The organism is Paenibacillus sp. MBLB1832, from assembly GCF_032271945.1.
Lineage (GTDB): Bacteria > Bacillota > Bacilli > Paenibacillales > NBRC-103111 > Paenibacillus_E > Paenibacillus_E roseopurpureus.
Window position 1 is genome coordinate 3,572,058 of record NZ_CP130319.1, and the last position, 18,739, is coordinate 3,590,796.

The 18,739-nt window shown below is 46.9% G+C and carries 18 protein-coding genes; 4 read left to right on the forward strand and 14 right to left on the reverse strand.

All coding sequences use genetic code 11. The features are described from left to right. Positions 1–189: 189 nt before the first annotated feature. Both MJB10_RS16180 and MJB10_RS16185 read left to right on the forward strand, forming a co-directional pair. Complete coding sequence (locus tag MJB10_RS16180) at positions 190–954, forward strand: phytanoyl-CoA dioxygenase family protein (RefSeq protein WP_314796272.1); 765 nt, start codon at positions 190–192, stop codon at positions 952–954. Positions 955–1,039: 85 nt separating this feature from the next. Next, the gene (locus MJB10_RS16185) at positions 1,040–1,870 is read left to right on the forward strand and encodes an AraC family transcriptional regulator (RefSeq protein ID WP_314796273.1); all 831 of its coding nucleotides are present in this window, start codon (positions 1,040–1,042) and stop codon (positions 1,868–1,870) included. 5 nt (positions 1,871–1,875) lie between these two features. Here the strand turns inward: MJB10_RS16185 and MJB10_RS16190 are convergent, their stop codons facing one another. The 7 genes from MJB10_RS16190 to MJB10_RS16220 form a co-directional block, all read right to left on the reverse strand. Continuing rightward, positions 1,876–3,693: a heparinase II/III domain-containing protein gene (locus MJB10_RS16190; protein ID WP_314796275.1), complete on the reverse strand. Its 1,818-nt coding sequence runs from the start codon at positions 3,691–3,693 to the stop codon at positions 1,876–1,878. Positions 3,694–3,703: 10 nt separating this feature from the next. Then, positions 3,704–4,336, reverse strand: a complete 633-nt coding sequence (locus tag MJB10_RS16195; RefSeq protein WP_314796277.1) for an SGNH/GDSL hydrolase family protein — start codon at positions 4,334–4,336, stop codon at positions 3,704–3,706. Positions 4,337–4,457: 121 nt separating this feature from the next. After that, positions 4,458–4,625, reverse strand: coding sequence for an aspartyl-phosphate phosphatase Spo0E family protein (locus MJB10_RS16200; protein ID WP_314796280.1), 168 nt, complete (start codon positions 4,623–4,625; stop codon positions 4,458–4,460). A gap of 138 nt (positions 4,626–4,763) precedes the next feature. After that, positions 4,764–5,561, reverse strand: coding sequence for a polysaccharide deacetylase family protein (locus MJB10_RS16205; RefSeq protein WP_314796282.1), 798 nt, complete (start codon positions 5,559–5,561; stop codon positions 4,764–4,766). Between the two features lie 147 nt (positions 5,562–5,708). After that, positions 5,709–7,061, reverse strand: a complete 1,353-nt coding sequence (locus tag MJB10_RS16210; protein ID WP_314796283.1) for a GGDEF domain-containing protein — start codon at positions 7,059–7,061, stop codon at positions 5,709–5,711. 101 nt (positions 7,062–7,162) lie between these two features. Continuing rightward, positions 7,163–7,990: a sugar phosphate isomerase/epimerase family protein gene (locus MJB10_RS16215; protein WP_314796285.1), complete on the reverse strand. Its 828-nt coding sequence runs from the start codon at positions 7,988–7,990 to the stop codon at positions 7,163–7,165. 85 nt (positions 7,991–8,075) lie between these two features. After that, positions 8,076–9,269: a Gfo/Idh/MocA family protein gene (locus MJB10_RS16220; protein WP_314796286.1), complete on the reverse strand. Its 1,194-nt coding sequence runs from the start codon at positions 9,267–9,269 to the stop codon at positions 8,076–8,078. 121 nt (positions 9,270–9,390) lie between these two features. Between MJB10_RS16220 and MJB10_RS16225 the strand changes: the two genes are divergently transcribed. Next, a complete protein-coding gene (locus MJB10_RS16225) occupies positions 9,391–10,239 on the forward strand; it encodes an AraC family transcriptional regulator (RefSeq protein WP_314796288.1) in 849 nt (282 codons plus the stop codon). Between the two features lie 5 nt (positions 10,240–10,244). Here the strand turns inward: MJB10_RS16225 and MJB10_RS16230 are convergent, their stop codons facing one another. From MJB10_RS16230 to MJB10_RS16245, 5 genes are all read right to left on the reverse strand, one after another. Continuing rightward, positions 10,245–11,045: a pyruvate, water dikinase regulatory protein gene (locus MJB10_RS16230; RefSeq protein WP_314796290.1), complete on the reverse strand. Its 801-nt coding sequence runs from the start codon at positions 11,043–11,045 to the stop codon at positions 10,245–10,247. 13 nt (positions 11,046–11,058) lie between these two features. After that, positions 11,059–13,740 carry a pyruvate, phosphate dikinase gene (ppdK, locus tag MJB10_RS16235; RefSeq protein ID WP_314796292.1) on the reverse strand — a complete coding sequence of 894 codons (2,682 nt, stop codon included), beginning with the start codon at positions 13,738–13,740 and terminating at the stop codon, positions 11,059–11,061. After that, a complete protein-coding gene (locus MJB10_RS26735) occupies positions 13,737–13,916 on the reverse strand; it encodes a GapA-binding peptide SR1P (RefSeq protein WP_397386538.1) in 180 nt (59 codons plus the stop codon). The genes ppdK and MJB10_RS26735 overlap by 4 nt, the downstream gene beginning before the upstream one ends. Beyond that, entirely contained in the window at positions 13,895–14,956 is a 1,062-nt protein-coding gene (gene gap / locus MJB10_RS16240) for a type I glyceraldehyde-3-phosphate dehydrogenase (protein WP_314796294.1), read from the reverse strand. Before gap ends, MJB10_RS26735 begins: the two co-directional genes overlap by 22 nt. Before the next feature lie 332 nt (positions 14,957–15,288). Continuing rightward, positions 15,289–15,756, reverse strand: a complete 468-nt coding sequence (locus MJB10_RS16245; RefSeq protein ID WP_397386539.1) for an SDR family NAD(P)-dependent oxidoreductase — start codon at positions 15,754–15,756, stop codon at positions 15,289–15,291. 179 nt (positions 15,757–15,935) lie between these two features. On the opposite strand from MJB10_RS16245, the gene MJB10_RS16250 reads away from it, so the two are divergent. Further along, on the forward strand, positions 15,936–17,006 hold the full coding sequence (locus MJB10_RS16250) for a YncE family protein (RefSeq protein ID WP_314796297.1): 1,071 nt from the start codon (positions 15,936–15,938) through the stop codon (positions 17,004–17,006). Positions 17,007–17,022: 16 nt separating this feature from the next. On the opposite strand, the gene MJB10_RS16255 is transcribed toward MJB10_RS16250, so the two are convergent. Both MJB10_RS16255 and MJB10_RS16260 read right to left on the reverse strand, forming a co-directional pair. Continuing rightward, positions 17,023–17,925 (reverse strand): fumarylacetoacetate hydrolase family protein, encoded by a 903-nt coding sequence (locus tag MJB10_RS16255; protein ID WP_314796299.1) that lies wholly within the window; start codon positions 17,923–17,925, stop codon positions 17,023–17,025. Positions 17,926–17,946: 21 nt separating this feature from the next. After that, the gene (locus MJB10_RS16260) at positions 17,947–18,720 is read right to left on the reverse strand and encodes an SDR family NAD(P)-dependent oxidoreductase (protein WP_314796300.1); all 774 of its coding nucleotides are present in this window, start codon (positions 18,718–18,720) and stop codon (positions 17,947–17,949) included. Between the last annotated feature and the right edge of the window lie 19 nt (positions 18,721–18,739).

Here is an 18,739-nt window from a genome sequence, read left to right on the forward strand (position 1 = left end):
GCCCGCCATTGACTATACTAGTACATTCGACATAATCTCACATTTCCCCTTCTTCCTCTAAGCACCCCCTTAGCTAAATGAGCGTTTTGTGCTATGCATAATCGTTTTACTCCCTTATTCCAACTGCTTCAAAGATTTACAATAAAATCAGCAACCAATACTGGCAGAGTGCCACAGGAGGTCAATCTCATGATTACCAAAGGAAACCCATTCTCTCACTCGCAATACGTTGAAGAAGGCTTTAGCGGCCCGACGCAAGGTCTGACGCTGGAAGAATCTGATCGGTACTACAACCTATTTTTCGATACCATTGAACAAAATAAATACGAGCCTGGCCCTACCAAAATGAACTTATCCGCCTGGCATCAGCGTCATCATTGGGCCTATACGTTAGCTACGCATCCAAGTATTGTCGCTGCCATGAAGCAAATCCTTGGCGACAATTTGGTTCTGTGGGCTATGCATTTCTGGTACAAGGAACCGAATAACGATAAGTTCATCCCTTGGCACCAGGACATCAACTATTGGCCGATGGAGCCCGCAATCAATGCAACGGCATGGGTAAGCTTGGGCTGGTCCATCCGCGAGAACGGCTGCTTGCGCGTCATCCCAGGTACGCACAAATCGATCGTGGAACATGTCTCAACGGGAACAGACGCCAGCGCCTTCGAGCAAGGGTTGCCACCTGAGTCGATTGACGAATCCAAAGCGATTGACTTGGAAATGTCACCTGGCCAAATGGCCTTTTTTAACGAAGCAACCTTTCATGGGTCTGAAAATAATACCTCAAATATTCCGCGTGTTGCGTTCTCTGTACGGTACACGACGCCTGAAGTTAAATTTCAGATTGAGCAATGGGGCGGCGATACAACCCGCATTCGGACCTATCTCGTAAGTGGGGAGGATACGTGGAAGCGCAATGAGGACATTAAAGGGATCGTGCCGCAGGCTTAAAGCAATTCGCCTCGTCTAGTCTGTATTTACATGCTAAAATAAGTGAAAAGACAAGACTTGTCGCAGTGAAAGGAGGTCGCGCATAGTGAATTCATTTCAACTCTTAATTGAAGCGTTGGCCGTTCGCTTTCTTCATATCACCCACTATGAATTGGACTATCGGTGGCAGCAAAGCCAGCGCACACTGCGACATTCCGTCTTGTGGTTCGTGCAACAAGGAAGCTTCCAGCTGGAGATCAATCAAGTATCCTTTCGCTGTAAAGAAGGGCACATTCTGATTTTGCCTGGAGATTGCGTCATTTCGTCTCACGCGATCTCTGATCAGATTAAGCTGGTCAGCATCAACTTTGATGCCCATATATCTTTCGTTAGCCATCAAAGTTGGGCACAACTGCTAAATGTCCCGCTTCTCTTAGAAGGGGACTCGATTCCGATTCAATCGATTCTGACGGAGATGCTTGGGCATGCACGTGATACGGCGCCGTTCGTCTATCTGCTGCAGCAATCATGCTTGCTTCGGATTCTATATGAACTGCTGCGCAAGGGAATTACCGATGACACTAGCGGGGCATATTCCCAGCTCGATAAAAGGATTCATATGATCATCCATTACCTCCATGCGCATCCGAATCGGATGCCAGAAATGAAGGAGCTTGCTGAGCTCGTACAGCTCAGTGAATCCCATGTTCGCAAATTATTTATAAAGCAAACAGGGCAAGCTCCTCTTCATTTTGTCCATCATATCAAGATTGAACAAGCCAAGAAGCAGCTCGCCTCCACCGTGAAAGCCATCTCTCAAATCTCATACGAGCTTGGCATCGACAATGCGAATTATTTCTCGCGCTTGTTTAAAGCGAAGACAGGCCTGACTCCGCTGCAATATCGGCAGCAATATGGCTTGTGGTTAAATGAGTGAATCTTTTACTGGGGGCCAATCGTGACGACTACACGCATCTCCGTTGCTTGCGCAGTTGCGGTTAAATCGATCAGGTAGACTGTTTCTGTATGGCCCTCATGGTTGAAATGCTCCGCTTCATGGATCGATGCGCTCCATTGTTCGCCATCATAGCGCACAAATTGCTCATTCGCGTGCGCTTCGAGCCTAATTTCTCCGCTTCGAACAAGGACTGGCTTATGCTGGGTAACGAATCGCTCCGTAACCGTTACACCTGTTTCGTTGAATACGAATTCGTCGGTGAGCGTCAATGTCCCTTGCATTTTATCCACGTAAAACTCTCGCTCCAGTCCTTGAAGTGCAGGCATCTCGTACGCACCGCGCAACTCAAGCGTCAGACGATCGTAAGCCATGGCACGCTCAACGTCGAGCACTTGCGCCCGATGGTGTACGCCCTCAACTTGATGATGACCATTCAGCATAGGTACACTGTGTCCTGCTGAACTATTACATAAAATATTATAGCGTTCCTCACCGAAGTATTGCTTCGTGTACAAACCTGCTCCCAAATCCTCAAACCACCTGACCCCATCAACGACCCAGATGAAATGGCCGAGATCATTGTGATTGTGCGGCTCATCATTGTGCCCGCCTTTGGCGGCGAAGCTAATGAGCTTCGACCCGACCTGCGAACGGCTGACCATCCATTGTGCTTCTGGCAAGAAATCCGTACGTTGCGCCAATCCTTCTCTTTCCCCCAGCAGTGCTTCATTCAGCCAGACGACATTGCGAACGGCCCCAGCGAATCGACCGCAATGATCTACGGTTGGAGGTTGATTCTCGAGCGTTGGTATTCGAATGTCGGCAAACTGCTCGCACAATCGACTGAAAATACCGACTTGAATGCCATTTTGCCTGGAGCAATCTGAGAAATTGGCAATATGGTTGCCTTGTAAAAAACAGCTCTGAGGGAACTGAGCGACTTTGCGCGCTTTCTCACTCGTTTGCAGCAAATCGAATTGACCGCCCGTACGCTGCTTAAGCAATTCTGAGAAATACACATAATACCCAAAGCCATAATACCAATACCCCAAGCCTTCCAAACAAGCGCCTTCCTCTGAGAAGCCTTCCAGAAAGCAATCCATGGAACTAATAACACGTTGTAGAATGGGGAAAAGCATTTTGGAATCAGGCAGGGTGTAAATCGCCGTCATGCCGATACTACCCGCACATACCGCAGACCAATTGATGTCGCAAGTCTCCCACCAATATGCCCGCTTCACACTCATGTACGGTTCAAGCACTCGCCGCATAATCTCACGCTCAGCTCTCCGAACCACTTGTCCATCTAGTTGATCCCGGAGCAGGAAACATGTTTCACTCAGCGCATGCGCGGTCTCGGAGGCAAATAAATCAATATGTTTATATTCTTCGCCTTGGGTGGCTGCATCATGATTCATTAAATGCGCAGGTAAACACCATGTGTACTCATCGCAAATAGCCCAAATTGTATTCTCGATGTCCGAACGATACGTGTGAACGCCATCTTTCAACGACGCGACAACCAATGCGGCCAAACGGCGGCGACGATCAAAATAGCTTGCTTCAAATTCAATCCGTGAACCCTTCGCACGGTAAAGGTCATATTCTGTGAATGGTAAGGCTGCAATCGGTCTCGCAGCAAATTCCTGTACAAGTGGTGTTACCTCGTTATAAATCGTAGATAAGATGGCACTATCTGTATGCAAATGACCTCGATGGATGATTTGCTTCGCTTCCTGAAAAAGCTGGCCATGATTAGACTCCGCCTCCTGCAAGGCTTTCAACAAGTTTCGATGATTCATTTGAACCTCCTTAATCTGTTGCACCGACAACCTTCAACCAAGCATTTGCAATTAATGCATGCCCTGCTGGTGAAGGATGTACGCCGTCAGGTGCCCAGAAAGCGCTGTCAGCTTGCGTAGAAGCTTGTGCAAACAAGCCATCCAAGCATAGTAATTTGGCTCCGAACTCTCTTGCCAATTCACGAACCACAGTAATTTTCGGATCCAAATCTTCACGCCACAGCTTGCGATCTTCCGGTACTGGAAGAACAAATGGCTCAATCAGCAACAGCTTAGCGCCTGTATTAGCTGTCGTGTCCAGCAATTGACGGTATCCCTCTCTGAACTTCTCAGTCGAGGTAGCGTCATTTCGGTCAAATCTGCGCCATGTATCATTAATACCAATATAAATCGATACAACCTTAGGCTTTAAATCCAAACAATCCTGCTGCCAGCGCTCCTGAAGATCAGGTACACGGTTGCCGGAAATTCCGCGATTGAAGAACGTTACCCCTTTCTCTGGATATTTCGCCGAGAACTGAGCCGCTGCCATCAGCGCATAGCCTTTCCCCAAATCATTCGCATTCTCGCGAATACGTCCTGCGTCTGTAATGCTGTCACCTTGGAATAAAACGATATCGCCCTGCTCGATCCATGTTGCCATTGTGATAACCCCCTCCTTTTCCTCACAAATTATACCATACAGGTTGAAACGCTTAAATACAGAAAATAAGACACAAAAAAAACCGAGACTCACACATATTCGTGTGAACTCGGCTTGCTCATTACGCTATTTGCTTTGGGGATAGATCATAATACCTGTTCAGAAGTTGATCCAAATCGATAGAAAGTTTCAATACCGTTTCAGACAATAGGCCATATGTTTGACTAGCAAGATTCAGCTCATTGCGAAGTGCTTCAATCTTCTCTTCCAACTCATATCGTTGCGCCATGTGATCCCCTCCGATTTTGAAATTTCCTTTTGTGGATAACTTACACGTTTTGTTACTTTAAATATAAAATAAAGTTGTTAAGAAATTATTAGTAAATCATTATAAAAACATTTTTTTCGAGAAAATTTTACAAAAAAATTATAATTGCACGATTTGTCCTGCTGGAACTTCCACGGTTTCCCCTTCTGCACTAAGCCAAACTGAGACTGCAGACGGATTGTGGATGATCTTACAATTTGCTGAGAAACGCAGGCTCTCCACAGCTTTCATGTAGGCAACAATTTCGGCGTTCGTAGCGAACCAGATATCATCTCTGCCTTTGAATTTCGCGCCGAATTGTTCCATGATTTCCCAATTGTTGTCATCCTCGAACTCGTAGCTATGCCCCCAAACATACAGCAAAGCCATACGGGAAAACCGTTGCTGCAAGGCGAGGAAAGCATCCGCCTGCTCCAGCATTTGCTTATGGTGACAAGTTGGATGCCATTGCAGGAAATCACTTGGCATATGGAAACCACCATGGCTGGCGGTTGTTCTTGCATATTCAATTCCTAGTCCTGGAAGATGACTAAGAACACGTTCTGAGTAAGAACCGAATGGATAGCTCATTCCACGTACGGGATAGCCGACAAGCGTTTCCAACGCTTCCCTATCCATAGATAACTCACGTACGATTTGATCGGAAGGAGACTGCTCCAGAAACGGATGATCCACCGTGTGGGCGGACACTTCATGACCGTGAAAAAGAGACTTAACTTCAGACGCCGAAATATAGCCTTCTTTTCCAAAAAAACCGCTATTCAAATGGAAAGAGGCCTTCAGTCCGTGTTCATTCAGTATATGCACTAACCTACGGTCGTGCGCCTTCCCATCATCATAGCTCAATGTTACTGCTTTCGTCACGCCTTGTGGAAACCGATCCAACCGAATACGCATGCGATAACCTCCATGATAAACTTTCACTCTTATTCACTCTATCAGAAAGTCTATCATCAGGCTATCGCCATTTTCGATAGATAAAAAAACCGCTCTCGCTAGCTGTAGGCTAACCAAGAGCGGTGAAGTTGAGGCATCGCCTCTTTTTTAAGTGACGTAGGAATTACCTGCAAATTTCTCTAAAAATTGAAGACGAAACGTCTGCTTCGGTCTTCCTTTCGGCACCTTCACATACCCCACGATGGCAATCAAGCCGTGATCCATCCATTGCAGTAACAAGCGGTGTGTACTTCTAACGGTAACACCCAGAATATTCGCCAACTCGTGAACCTCGTAATTCAACTTATTCGTACGCGCTACGGTGGCGAGAAGCCGGCTCAAATAGGCTGATGTCATGCCCGCTTCTTCGGCGTTTTTCAGCAAAACAGGATCTGTCACCGACAGATCTCGGCTTAACGGGTCCGCCATTTCCAGCGGGCCAATTAGTGTTTTGTCCTCATGCACGATAAAACAGGTATTGCCCCCAGCCTCTTTACAGCGGCGCAGCGCGAGACGCGCATGGGCGCCTGCTTCATTCGCGCTGCGTCCCATACCGATCCCCATACTTAGAGACAGACCCAATGATTTCCATACTTCACGCGCAAGGGGTACGAATTTATAGCCGACTGTTTCCCGTTCGAAGATGCCTCGGGTCGTGAAAAACACATAATCATCCGCACCCAAATGCGTGAGATAGCCATCCAGTGATTCTACATAGTCAATCAATTTGCGATGAATTTCCAGCTTAAACCGCTGAATCTCATGCTCGGAGCTTTGCTGCTGCAGCTTCTTGCCGAAATTATCCACGTTCAGCATCCCGACGAGTATTTGCGCTTCTTTGCTTCGCCGGGTTTCTGTCGTTAGCAGCGCACGCTCTAGGGCAACCGTGATATTCTGGTCGGTTGGTGCGATCCATTCGCAGGAAATGCCTATTCGGTTTAGCTCCTCCGCGACTTCAGTCTCGGTGGTCAGCGCTGCCTGCGTTTTGCCTTCTCTATACGCTTCCATATGGAATTGGATTAATTCATCGGTTTGCGGATAAGGAGCACCATCGTAAATCAAAAAGTTGGACGCCGATTCGCCGATTTCTTTGACATGCTGATGAAGGTCGGAAGAAGTAAAGGAATCGATACTGAACACCGATGACCTTGTTGCAAGTTCTTTATGATGACGTAAACGATACAAGGCGCTAAACAAACCTGCGTCCGTTAATGGAATCATATGTACGGGAAGACGCGTAACGACATGTTCCTTCACCCGTCGATACAAGGCTGGGCTAGTGACAAGAAGTACTTCTACTTCGGTGAGTAATTGCTCTGCTGCCGCTGGCGCTTTCTCTGTTGAACAAGCACAATGGAGTGGTTGAAAAAAAGGGAATGACGTTGCGATTACGCTCAACACCTTATTCACCAGCGCCTCAGGCCCGAGAATACCAATGGCAATACGGTTCGGAATTTCCATCACGTTCGGCTCCTCTACTTGATCATCTTCATCAAGTATACGCCCCTCAGCGACTAAAAGACAAATCGTTATCCTGTCTTTTAATACTTGTACCCCGAAACTTACTTCCAGGCTAGTTCGGCACGAGATAGCAGATCTTGTACTGCGCGAATCGCCGTTACGACACGTTTCGGATTGCTCGCATGCGGCAAGTAGTGATGTAAATGCGGTTCCACGGAGAGATATCCCGTGTACGCGCGTTCGCGCAAGTTGACGAATAACTGCTCGATTTGCCCCTCGCCTTTTCCTGCTGGAACGAACTGATGCGGTGCACTCTTCGCATCTTTGACATGAACATAGTCGATGTATTCACTCAGCTTGGGATATGCTTCCTCCACAGGCTTCACGTCATTCATAACGAAATTACCGGGATCAAAGGCTAAGCGCAGAGATGGCGACGAACAATGCTGCAAAATGTCCAAACACCGCTCATCCTTGGAGCCATACAACTTATTATCATTTTCCAAAATAAGAATGACGCCATGCATCTCTGCGATCTTCGTTAATTGCGATAGGCGGCTCATGACTTCTTCCCTGCAAGCGTCCAGGTCTTTACCTTCTGGTGGATGATAAGAGAAGATCCGAATATATGGCGTGCCTAACGCCTGCGCGGCGCGCACTGCGCGATGCATGGCTTCCAGCTGCGGAGCAAAATCTTCGGCGAGAGGGTATTTCCCAATTGGTGAAGCAACGGAAGAAACTGCGAATCCACGTTCATCTACCGTTTTGCGAATTTGCACCAATTCTTCCTCATTTAATTCAAGCACATTCTTCCCCCATACATTACGAATCTCCAGATGGGTCAGCCCTTCTTGAGCAAGAACATCCAGTTGTTCCTCCAAATCTCCCGAAATTTCATCCGCGAAGCAAGTTAGTTTTACTGTGGACATGTAGATACCTCCTAAAAGTTTTGAGCAACCCATGCAAGCGAAGCGGCGTGTTGTAGCAGCTAAACTCGCTTCGGAAGCATTCGCTCTATGATTTACTCCCGAACGAAGCCGACATATCGACCGCAGCTGCAGGCATTGTATTGACTTTTTTCACAAAGTTGGATGACCGAATCTTCTCTTCTAGATGAGCTTGAAACGCATCTCCATCCAGGGGAACGTCCACAGGACGGTTCTCGAATGAGGACAGCATGATGCCATTGGCAAGTGTTACGGCGCCAAGCCCTTCTGGTCCCTCAGCAATTAAATCCACATCTTGACCGAGCAAGCGAGCGACTAGACGCTGTGTGACGAAGCTATGACCTGTTTCAGCGGAAGTATCCACCTCGATTTCAACCGGTGAGATCTCCCAATTTGCAAAATGCTGCTCGGTTTCGCGCGTGAACGTCAGCATCGATTGCCCATAGGGGAAGTGAAGCAATTTGCCATTCTCAAGTATGAGTTTCCCCAGATCGCCAACGATTTCTAATCGATTCGTTCCTGGCAGCTCTGCCGTCGTGACGATTAAATGTCCGATCATCCCATTCGCATGCTCGAAATATGCCGTGACTTCATCCTCAACTTCAATGTCATGATATTTGCCAATATGCGCATGTCCTGAAATGCGAGCAGGCAACCCGAACAACCATTGGTACATGTCTAAGGTGTGCGGACATTGATTCGTCAGAATACCGCCGCCTTCTCCAGCCCATGTTGCTCGCCAGCCGCCACTATTGTAATACGTTTGGGAGCGGAACCATTTCGTGTGAATCCATGTTGCACGTGTCAATTGGCCCAACGCACCGCTGGCTACCAGCTCTTTGAGCTTCGCGTAGAAAGGAAGCGTTCTCTCTTGGAACATGATCGCGAACTGCAAATCTGGATAGCTCCCTTTCGCTGCTTCATAGGCCGCAATCATCCGATTCGCATCGTTCACATGCACAGCAATCGGCTTCTCGCACATCACGTGAATCCCTCGTTCAAAGGCCTCGATGGCAATTGTCGGATGATCATAATGCGGTACCGCGATGATGACCACATCCAGACCCGAATGCGCTAACAATTCGCTAGCGGTATAATACGCTTTTGCCCCATACTGACTCGCGGCTTGATCGGCTTTCTCTTGAACCATGTCACAAACAGCAACGAATTCAACTTTTGCCATTTCACTCAAATATTTCGCATGCACCTTACCGATGTTCCCAACGCCAACTAATCCGAATTTCAATTTTCGCTGACTCATAATTTCCCTCCAAAACATATTGAATCTCACACTCTCATCCTATATCATTACAATTACAACTTCCTTGATGAAATTGCCTCAGAAGTGGATAATCTTGCTCAATTGATCTGGAGGATTCGAGATGTTAGCTGACTATCTGACTTACTTGGATAACCATGTGAATTTCGTCCATGCCACGCGAAAGCCCCCATTCAATGTTCACTTTCACCTGCATAAAGGCTGTGAGATTTTCTTCCTCATCCGCGGCGACGTCAATTACTTTGTTGAGAAAACGGTGTATCCTCTGCAATACGGCGATCTCATTATTACGAATGAGCATGAAATTCATAAGCCTGCCCTTACAACGGATGCGATGTATGAACGTGTGACGATTGAGTTTAATCCGGCACTTATCGCGCTCTTTCAAACGGAGACTATTCAGCCTCTTCAGTGTTTCTATGACCGCCCGCTTGGCGAAAATAACAAAATAACGCTCACCGAGCAGGAGACGTCAACTTTGGTGGCGCTTTTCCAGCGGTATCACGAAACAAAAAAGCACCCCCATTCTGGAGTTGCTTTGACTAAACTAGGTTGTATGTTGGAAATCGTCACGTTGGTGCAACGTGCCTTTGACACGAATAAAGAAAAGGAGCTCGGCATAGGATTGCATGCTCGGTTGACCCCGATTCTTGCTTACCTCAATCAGCATCTCGCCGAGGATTTATCCTTGGAGAAGCTGGAGATGACATTCTTTATTTCCAGATATCATCTCAGCCGCCTCTTCAAAAAGCACACGGGCAGCACCATCCACGAATACATCGTATATAAGCGCATCGCATTAGCCAAGCAGCTTTTGAAAGATGGCGCCAATGTCACCGAGGCTTGCATGGGGTCTGGTTTTAATGACTATACAGGATTTCTGCGGATGTTCAAAAAGAAAGTAGGCGTACTGCCGAAGCAGTATGCGAAGCAAGCGAATGTACAGGAGTAGGGGCTCTACATCCTATCCATGATAAGGCCAGCTGTTTCTTCAATTGCTTTCTCCGTGACGTCGATTACCCTGCATCCAAGCTGCTTATACAAGCCAAAGGCGTACTCCAGCTCTTCTGCAACTCTTTCTATGGCCGAATATTTAGCGCCAAATGGCAGCCCAACCGCTTTCAGTCGTTCCGTTCGTATCTTAACGAGCTGATCCGCGCTCATCGTCAATCCGATTACTTTGCTTTTATTCAACGTGAACAATTCTTTCGGCGGTCTTACTTCCGGCACTAACGGATAATTGGCTACTTTATATCCTTTATGTGCCAGATAGATACTTAACGGTGTTTTGGATGTCCTTGATATGCCCAAAAGAACAATATCCGCTTGCTTAAATGCACCTGTATCTTTGCCGTCATCGCATTTCACTGCAAATTCAATAGCTTCAACCCGCTTATAATAATCTTCATCCATTTGGTGCAGCAATCCCGCTTGCTTTTTAGGAGAATCATGAAAGTTATCTATGAATGCTTGCATGACAGGACCCATAACGTCTATACTGGTCACGTTTAAACGAATCGCTTCTTGTCGCATCATCTCTCTTAATTCTGGAAGAACCAGTGTGTAGACAACGAAACCGTTCAGCCTCGAAGCTTCCTCCATCATCAATTGGATTTCTTGCTCCGTACGCATGGTCCCAAAGCGTTTTACATGAACTTTGCTGGCATTAAACTGACGAATTGTCGCTTGAACGACGGAATTTGCCGTCTCCCCAACCGAATCGGAACATACGAAAATCGTACGGACTTTCTCTTCCACCTGTGATTTCCTCCTAGTTGGCAATAGCTATGTTACTTTCTCCAGAGACACCATGTAGGATGAACGCTTGCGCTGCAGCAATCCGAGCCAAAGGAATTCGGTAAGGCGAACAGCTCACATAATCCAATCCAGTCAAGTGGCAAAAGAAAATCGAATCTTTATCTCCGCCATGCTCCCCGCAAATCCCTGTTTTCAGTGATGGCTTTACGCAGCGTCCCGTATTCACCGCTATGTCTATCAGTTGTCCTACACCCTCTGTGTCAAGCACTTGAAACGGATTATGAGGCAGAAGTTTTTGATCGACATAATGCGTTAAAAACTTCCCTTCCGCATCGTCACGGCTGTATCCGAATGTCATCTGCGTTAAGTCATTCGTGCCAAAGGAGAAGAAATCCGCATGAGCCACGATCTGGCGCGCAGTAAGAGCTGCACGTGGTACCTCGATCATGGTACCAACCTTGTACGGACAATCTCGGAGCTTCTCTTTCCCCAGTACTTGCTCCGCAACGAACTCAACTAGCTCTCTCAAAATTTTCAGTTCATTAGCATGACCGACCAGTGGAATCATGATTTCAGGAAGTACTCGAATGCCTCTATCTATGCAGCGAGAAGCTGCGCGGAATATAGCCTCAATCTGCATATCATAGATTTCTGGGTATACAATTCCCAATCTGCAGCCTCGCTGCCCCAGCATAGGGTTAGTCTCGTGAAGTGCCTGCACTTTGCGGATCAGGTGAGCGTTCTCATCTCTTTCCTCGTCTGAAGCCTCTTCCTCATACATCAGCTGCGCATGTCTTTTTTGCAACTCTTCGAGGTTGGGCAGAAACTCATGCAGTGGCGGATCGAGCAATCGAATTGTCACTGGGAGACCGTCCATTTCCTCGAACATGCTGTCAAAGTCTGTCTGCTGCATTGGAAGCAGCTGGGCAAGAGCCTGCAAGCGTTCTTCCTTATCTTCCGCCAAGATCATTCGTTGTACAACAGGAAGGCGAGTTGGTGAGAAAAACATATGCTCCGTTCGGCATAACCCGATCCCTTCTGCTCCTAGTTGTCTCGCGATTTTCGCATCGTGCGGATTATCCGCATTCGCGAACACCTTCAGCGTGCGAATCTCATCTGCCCACTTGAGCATAACAAGAAGTTCATCCGTCATCTTGGCTTCATGTAAAGGCATGGCACCGTTAATGACGCGTCCAGTTGCTCCGTCAAGAGTAATCCAATCGCCCTCTTCCACGATCTTGGTTCCAGCCATCATCCGCTTCTCGGAGGGCACGATTCGGATTTCTTCACAGCCGCACACACAGGGCTTGCCCATTCCCCTTGCCACAACAGCAGCATGGCTTGTCATCCCGCCTCTGCTTGTGAGCACGCCTTCGGAAGCGATCACCCCATGAATATCTTCTGGCGTCGTTTCATTTCTAGCTAGAATCACCGTCTTGCCGGCACGGCTCCATTCTGCAGCCGTATCGGCGTCAAATACTAGCTGGCCGACGGCTGCGCCTGGAGAAGCAGGAAGACCTTTTGCTAACACATCCGTTATTGCCTGTTCATCAATACCTCTGTGTAAAAGCTGATCCAAATGCGAAACTTCGATACGGTCAACGGCCTCCCGCTTCGTCAATACACCTTCATGGACCAGATCAACCGCAATCTTAAGCGCAGCTTGCGCATTGCGTTTACCATTGCGTGTTTGCAGCAGGTAAAGCTTGTTATTTTCTACGGTAAACTCGATATCTTGCATATCTTTATAATGCATTTCTAGCAACTTGGAAGCCCCAAGCAATTGCTCATAAATCGCAGGCATTTCATCTTGCAGCGCTGCAATCGCCAGCGGTGTTCTGATCCCCGCAACCACATCTTCCCCCTGCGCATTAATCAGGTATTCACCAAAAAATGTATTCTCGCCTGTGGATGGATTTCTCGTAAAGACAACGCCTGTACCACATTCGCCGCCCATATTACCAAATACCATACTCTGTATATTGACCGCTGTTCCCTGCTCATCCGGAATGCGATTCAATCTGCGGTATATCTGCGCTCTTTGGTTATTCCACGACTTGAAAACAGCTTCAACGGCCATTCTCAACTGCTCGTAAACATGCTGTGGGAAATCTTGACCTGTTTTCACTCGGATACACGTTTTATACGCTTCGATCAGTGATTTCCAACCTTCAGCCGTTACATCTTGATCGTGATCTACACCCGCATCCTCTTTCAAACGGTGCAACAGCTGCTCGAAATGGTAGGATTCAACACCCAGCACCACGTTCCCAAACATCTGCATCAACCGGCGGTAGCAGTCATAAGCGAACTTTTCATTGTTCGTTAGCGAAGCTAATCCTTGAACTGTGACATCATTGAGGCCGAGATTTAGAATCGTATCCATCATCCCTGGCATCGAGCTTACGGAACCTGAGCGTACAGAGACAAGCAGCGGATTACTTGCATGTCCGAAGGTTTGTCCCTTCTGTTTCTCTAATTGCTGGAGTGCTGTTTCGATTTGTTCAAAAAGTTCTTCGGAGATGCGATTACCAATTTTAAAAAAGTGCAAGCAAGCCTCTGTTGTAATTGTAAAACCCGGAGGTACGGGTAAGCCGGCGCGAGTCATTTCAGCGAGGTTGGCCCCCTTTCCACCTAGTAAAGCTTTCATTGAAGCATTTCCATCAAGAAAAGATACCACTTGTTTCTGTGTCATTGTTTGATTGCCCCCTTATTTGTATCCCTGCAGTTAAGCGAATCGCACAGACTATAGAATTTCTTGTAACCGTCTGTTGGTAACGTTGCAATTACTTCATTGCATGATTTGCAAATAATTACCCCCAGATCATGCCGATGAATGGTCTCCAATATTACATGGTTTGTGTTAGACATTTCACTTCCCCCTTTAGTTGAGTGCTTTCATTTTCCGCACGTGACATATAAGAGACGAGATCAATAATTCGATTTGCGTAACCCCATTCATTGTCATACCAAGCGAGCAGCTTAATTTGGTCATCCTGGGTCATAATGCTAAGACCATCAATGATGGCAGACTTCTCGTTGCCGATATAATCTGCTGAAACAAGCGGCAATTCATTGTAGTCAACGAATGTTCCGATTCGTCCGGCAATTGCCTGTTTAATGGCTGATTTGACTTCGTCGACTTCTACTTTCCTGCCAACTACGACTTGCAGATCCAGCAGTGAAACATCTTGTGTCGGCACACGTACAGATACCCCTTGAATATGCGATGCGAGATGAGGAATAACATCAATAAGTGCGTTGCCCGCCCCAGTTGTCGTTGGAATTATAGCATTCGTACATGCTCTAGCACGGCGAAGATCTTTATGCGGGTTATCCATATGATTTTGATCATTCGTAAAAGCATGGACCGTGGTCATCCACCCCATCTTGACATGAAATGCTTCATCTAGAATATGGAGAATTGGAGCAATACAGTTGGTTGTACAGGAGGCAGCGGAAAGTAAATGATGCTGTTTGGGTTCATACCGCGTTTCATTCACGCCCATGACAACAGTCAGATCCATGTTCGTGCCTGGTGCGGTAATCAGCACCTTCTTGGCTCCACCTAATAAGTGTCGTTCAGCACCTTGCCGATGATTAAACTTTCCAGTTGCATCTATGACTAAATCAACATCATACTCTTCCCATGGCAGTAAATCCGGCTCTCTTTCACAGATAACAGGAATCTGCCGCCTGTTAATCCTAATTAAGTTCTCATTCAACACTTCGATTTCCGCGTCCCAAGTGCCATGAACCGAGTCATATTTCAATAAATGGGCCAACACATGAATGGGACTTGTTGAGTTGATTACCCTCACATCGAATTCCTGCTGGGTAAGGGTCAATGCTCTTCTTAAACACAACCTGCCAATTCTTCCTGTACCACTTAAACCAACTCGCATCTCCATCCCCCCAAAACTTTATTTAGTATGTCATAAATGTAACACCCTCTCTAATAATACACAATATATATTTGACTATTGTAACAATTTCGCCATTTTTTCCGCTAGAAGTCTATTCAAACTTCATATATGACGTCATATATATAAAAAAACCTCTAGCGATGCCATCCGAGATGAGCGACCGCATATAGAGGTTTTGATTTGCTTAGATTCTTTGATCATAGATATGTTTTAATCGGTGTAAAACACTTACTTTTCCAGATTCTAAAAATGTTAATGTGCGTCTATTTTCACCATGCCCGCCACTTGCAGCCATTCGGTTATACCGCCAACACGCGTCACGTCAACTTGGCAATACTCGATGCTAGTGCCTTGGTCAAGGGGACGACTCCTCCTTTGGTTGCGGCATAAACCGGATTCATCTTTTGTCCAATCAGCCCGTTAAGAGATGACATGTTGACGATCGAGCCTCTCGTTTTCCGTAAATATGGCAGTGCATGTTTGACCGTTAAGTACACACTCTTCACATTAATGTTGAGGAGACGATCCCACTCTTCTTCCTCCACGTCTTCTAAGAATTTGGGTAAAATAACAGCAGCATTATTGACGAGAATATCCACCTGTCCAAAGCGTCGCACGGTTTCTTGAATGAGTGAATGGACATCCGCATCTTTCGAAACATCGACTTTTATCGCCACGGCTTGAAGTCCAGAAGAAGTTAACTCATCCGTCAATCGCGCTGCTTCCTTCTCATTCCAGTCGGCAATGATGACCGCTGCTCCTTGAGAAGTGAACAATCGGACCATGGCTTCACCAATGCCCTATCTGCCGCCAGTTACAATGGCTGTTTTTCCTGATAGATTCATTAACGGTACCTCCAAATCTCCTTTGTCCCCCATACAATTATCGACATAGAGAAAAACACGCTTCCTCCAAACTTGAATATGATACAAGGATCACAAGCTATTCGGAAGGGGCCTGACTTATGATCCGAAACGAGCAACCTGTTCAGCAAGCAAGCGTATCTGTAGCGCTCCCGCGACTCCTTGTCACGATTCCAACGAGCCGACCCGTCAACGAATTTGCCTTCAATCCGATTACGAATCGGTGCTATTTTCTGTTAGACGATGATCGACTAGGCGTTATGAACACAAAGACGAACAAAATCCTAACCACGTTGCGTGTTGGACAATTGGCTCAGTATCTGGTTGTTAATCCTCGTACGAACCGTGTTTATGTCTCCAACTTCTATGATGGCACAGTGTCCGTCATCCATGGTATTACGAACAAAGTCATTACGACGATTCCTGTCGGCGAACGCTGTGACGAGATTGCGGTCAATCCATGCACGAATTTCATTTATGTATCGACGATTTCGTTATCTTCCAAGAATGGCTCGCTTGTCGTACTGAATGGTAAAACGAATACGATTGAGCGTCGAATAGCCTTCAAAGGACGTCCCTCGAACATTGTCGTCAATGAAGCAGCCAACCGGATTTATGTAACGAATACGAGCACGGATTCGGTATCCATTCTAAACGGACTACATCATAAGATTCTAAAAACGGTCAAGGTAGGGCGCAACCCCGTTATTACTCCCGTCTTAACGAAGAAAAGGAGCCAATTAGTTGTCGCCAATAATCTCAGCCGCTACTGCTCGGTGGTTAATCTTCGTACCGCTAAGGTTAGTAAGATTGGGCTTGGCAGGCGACAGAGCGGCATCACCTACAATCCCAACACGAATCGCATCTTTATTACAAGCGCTCAAGTGACAGGCAAGGGGAAATTGTTCGTCATTAATGGCTGCACGAAACGCATCGTGAAGACGTTGACCGTTCCAACCTTCTCCAACACGCTGATTGATCCAGCTTCCAACTATCTCTACGTATCCCATTCACCTGAGGAAGGAAAAGCTTCCGTAACGATTTATCATGGCGGCAGCCTCAAACAGCTAACGAAGCTGCAATTAGGCGCCAGTATACGAACAATGGCGATTCATCCGAAGACGAATCGCCTATATGTTGGCGGAGACAACCGAATTATGGTGATCTCCTAAACTTGCATAAATCTGCTTAAACCTGCTCGTCAACCATCCGATTGGTCAATGCGCCCAGCTTCTCAATCTCAATTGTGACAACATCGCCATCTTTCAGATAGACACGTTCATCTACTGGCTTACCGAGTACAACGCCTTCCGGTGTGCCTGTTAGAATGATATCACCTGGATACAGCGTCATGTGCTGCGAAATATAACTAACAATTTCGTTACAATGGAAAATCATATCAGACGTATTCGACAGTTGTCTGGTTTCACCGTTCACCGTACACGAAATCGTTAACTGATTCGGATCGCCCACTTCGTCCGCTGTGACTAAATAAGGTCCCAGCGGGCTGAACTTATCGCACGATTTGCCCAAGAGCCATTGATGGGTTCGCATTTGCAAATCTCTGGCGGACAAGTCATTCACATTACAATAGCCAAATACGTGATCTAACGCAGCTTCTTTCGAGACATATTTCGCCTGCTTCCCGATGACAATGACCAATTCGGCTTCATAATCGACCTGACTCGTCACACGAGTCGGCAACGGAATGTCATCGCCTTGCGCAGCCAAGGTGTTATTGAATTTGTTGAACAAAATCGGATATGCGGGAATCGGTGCATTCGTTTCTTCGGCGTGCTTGCGATAGTTCAAGCCGACGCAAATCATTTTGCCAGGACGAGTGACGCATGGCCCGTATTTCACTTGCGATTCTTCCAACAGATAAGCGGTTTGATCTCCCTTACTAGCCTCCAGCACCCGCTCAACATAGCGTTCAATCTGTGGAATCGCTGACTCCGCATGACCGATAACGGCCATGACATCTGTCGGGATCCCCTCTTCTGGATACACGCTTAATGCTTTCGTGATGTCTAACACGGCATTTTCCAACTTCACACCTAAACCGGATTCATGAATGGTAACTAGTTTCATACGTATACATCCTCTCTCTGCTTATGCATTTTTCCCAAAAACGACACCACCATCAATATATAACGGCGATCCCATCATAAATTTGGACTCATCCGATGCTAGAAATACAGCAGCTTGTGCCACATCCTCAGGAGTTCCTAGCTCATTACCGAGCTGTCTGCTTTTCAAGGAAGCAATCGCAGCCTCTGGATCATCGTACGAGGTTTTCAGATAATTCTCAACGAAAGGAGTCAAGATGGTACCTGGCAGAAGCGCATTCACACGAATTTGATAAGATGCGTAATCCACTTGCATCGATTTGGTTAATGCCAGGACAGCACCCTTGGTGGCTGCGTAGGAGGCACGTCGGGCGAGCCCGATCTCGGCTATGCAAGAAGACATGTTAATAATCGAACCGCTGCGCTGCGCCATCATGTGTGGAATTACATACTTGGACGGCAAGAAAACACCGCGAATATTAACGGACATTACACGATCCCATTGCTCAGGCTCAAGCTCGTGAAGCGCGCCCACACCACTAATTCCCGCATTGTTAAAAAGTACATCAATTCGCCCGCATTGTGCAATCGCGCTTTCCACCATCGCCTTGACGGAATCAGGATTCGTCACATCAGCTTGTAGGAATAGCGCTTTGCCGCCGCTCGCTTGAATCTCCGCTACGGTTTCCTCTCCCTTGACAGCGTCCAAGTCATTCACAATAACGAAAGCTCCTTCTTGTGCAAAAAGAAGCGCAGAGCTCTTGCCGATTCCTGAAGCTGCGCCTGTGATCAGCGTGACTTTGTTCTGTAATCTCATTTGAGCACCTCGTCAGTTT

Excerpts from the sequence above, each read along its gene's own strand:
- MJB10_RS16180 (WP_314796272.1), top strand. The coding sequence starts at position 190 with ATGATTACCAAAGGAAACCCATTCTCTCACTCGCAATACGTTGAAGAA.
- MJB10_RS16190 (WP_314796275.1), bottom strand. The coding sequence starts at position 3,693 with ATGAATCATCGAAACTTGTTGAAAGCCTTGCAGGAGGCGGAGTCTAAT.
- MJB10_RS16195 (WP_314796277.1), bottom strand. The coding sequence starts at position 4,336 with ATGGCAACATGGATCGAGCAGGGCGATATCGTTTTATTCCAAGGTGAC.
- MJB10_RS16200 (WP_314796280.1), bottom strand. The coding sequence starts at position 4,625 with ATGGCGCAACGATATGAGTTGGAAGAGAAGATTGAAGCACTTCGCAAT.
- MJB10_RS16205 (WP_314796282.1), bottom strand. The coding sequence starts at position 5,561 with ATGCGTATTCGGTTGGATCGGTTTCCACAAGGCGTGACGAAAGCAGTA.
- MJB10_RS16210 (WP_314796283.1), bottom strand. The coding sequence starts at position 7,061 with ATGGAAATTCCGAACCGTATTGCCATTGGTATTCTCGGGCCTGAGGCG.
- MJB10_RS16215 (WP_314796285.1), bottom strand. The coding sequence starts at position 7,990 with ATGTCCACAGTAAAACTAACTTGCTTCGCGGATGAAATTTCGGGAGAT.
- MJB10_RS16220 (WP_314796286.1), bottom strand. The coding sequence starts at position 9,269 with ATGAGTCAGCGAAAATTGAAATTCGGATTAGTTGGCGTTGGGAACATC.
- MJB10_RS16225 (WP_314796288.1), top strand. The coding sequence starts at position 9,391 with ATGTTAGCTGACTATCTGACTTACTTGGATAACCATGTGAATTTCGTC.
- ppdK (WP_314796292.1), bottom strand. The coding sequence starts at position 13,740 with ATGACACAGAAACAAGTGGTATCTTTTCTTGATGGAAATGCTTCAATG.
- MJB10_RS26735 (WP_397386538.1), bottom strand. The coding sequence starts at position 13,916 with ATGTCTAACACAAACCATGTAATATTGGAGACCATTCATCGGCATGAT.
- gap (WP_314796294.1), bottom strand. The coding sequence starts at position 14,956 with ATGGAGATGCGAGTTGGTTTAAGTGGTACAGGAAGAATTGGCAGGTTG.
- MJB10_RS16245 (WP_397386539.1), bottom strand. The coding sequence starts at position 15,756 with ATGGTCCGATTGTTCACTTCTCAAGGAGCAGCGGTCATCATTGCCGAC.
- MJB10_RS16250 (WP_314796297.1), top strand. The coding sequence starts at position 15,936 with ATGATCCGAAACGAGCAACCTGTTCAGCAAGCAAGCGTATCTGTAGCG.
- MJB10_RS16255 (WP_314796299.1), bottom strand. The coding sequence starts at position 17,925 with ATGAAACTAGTTACCATTCATGAATCCGGTTTAGGTGTGAAGTTGGAA.
- MJB10_RS16260 (WP_314796300.1), bottom strand. The coding sequence starts at position 18,720 with ATGAGATTACAGAACAAAGTCACGCTGATCACAGGCGCAGCTTCAGGA.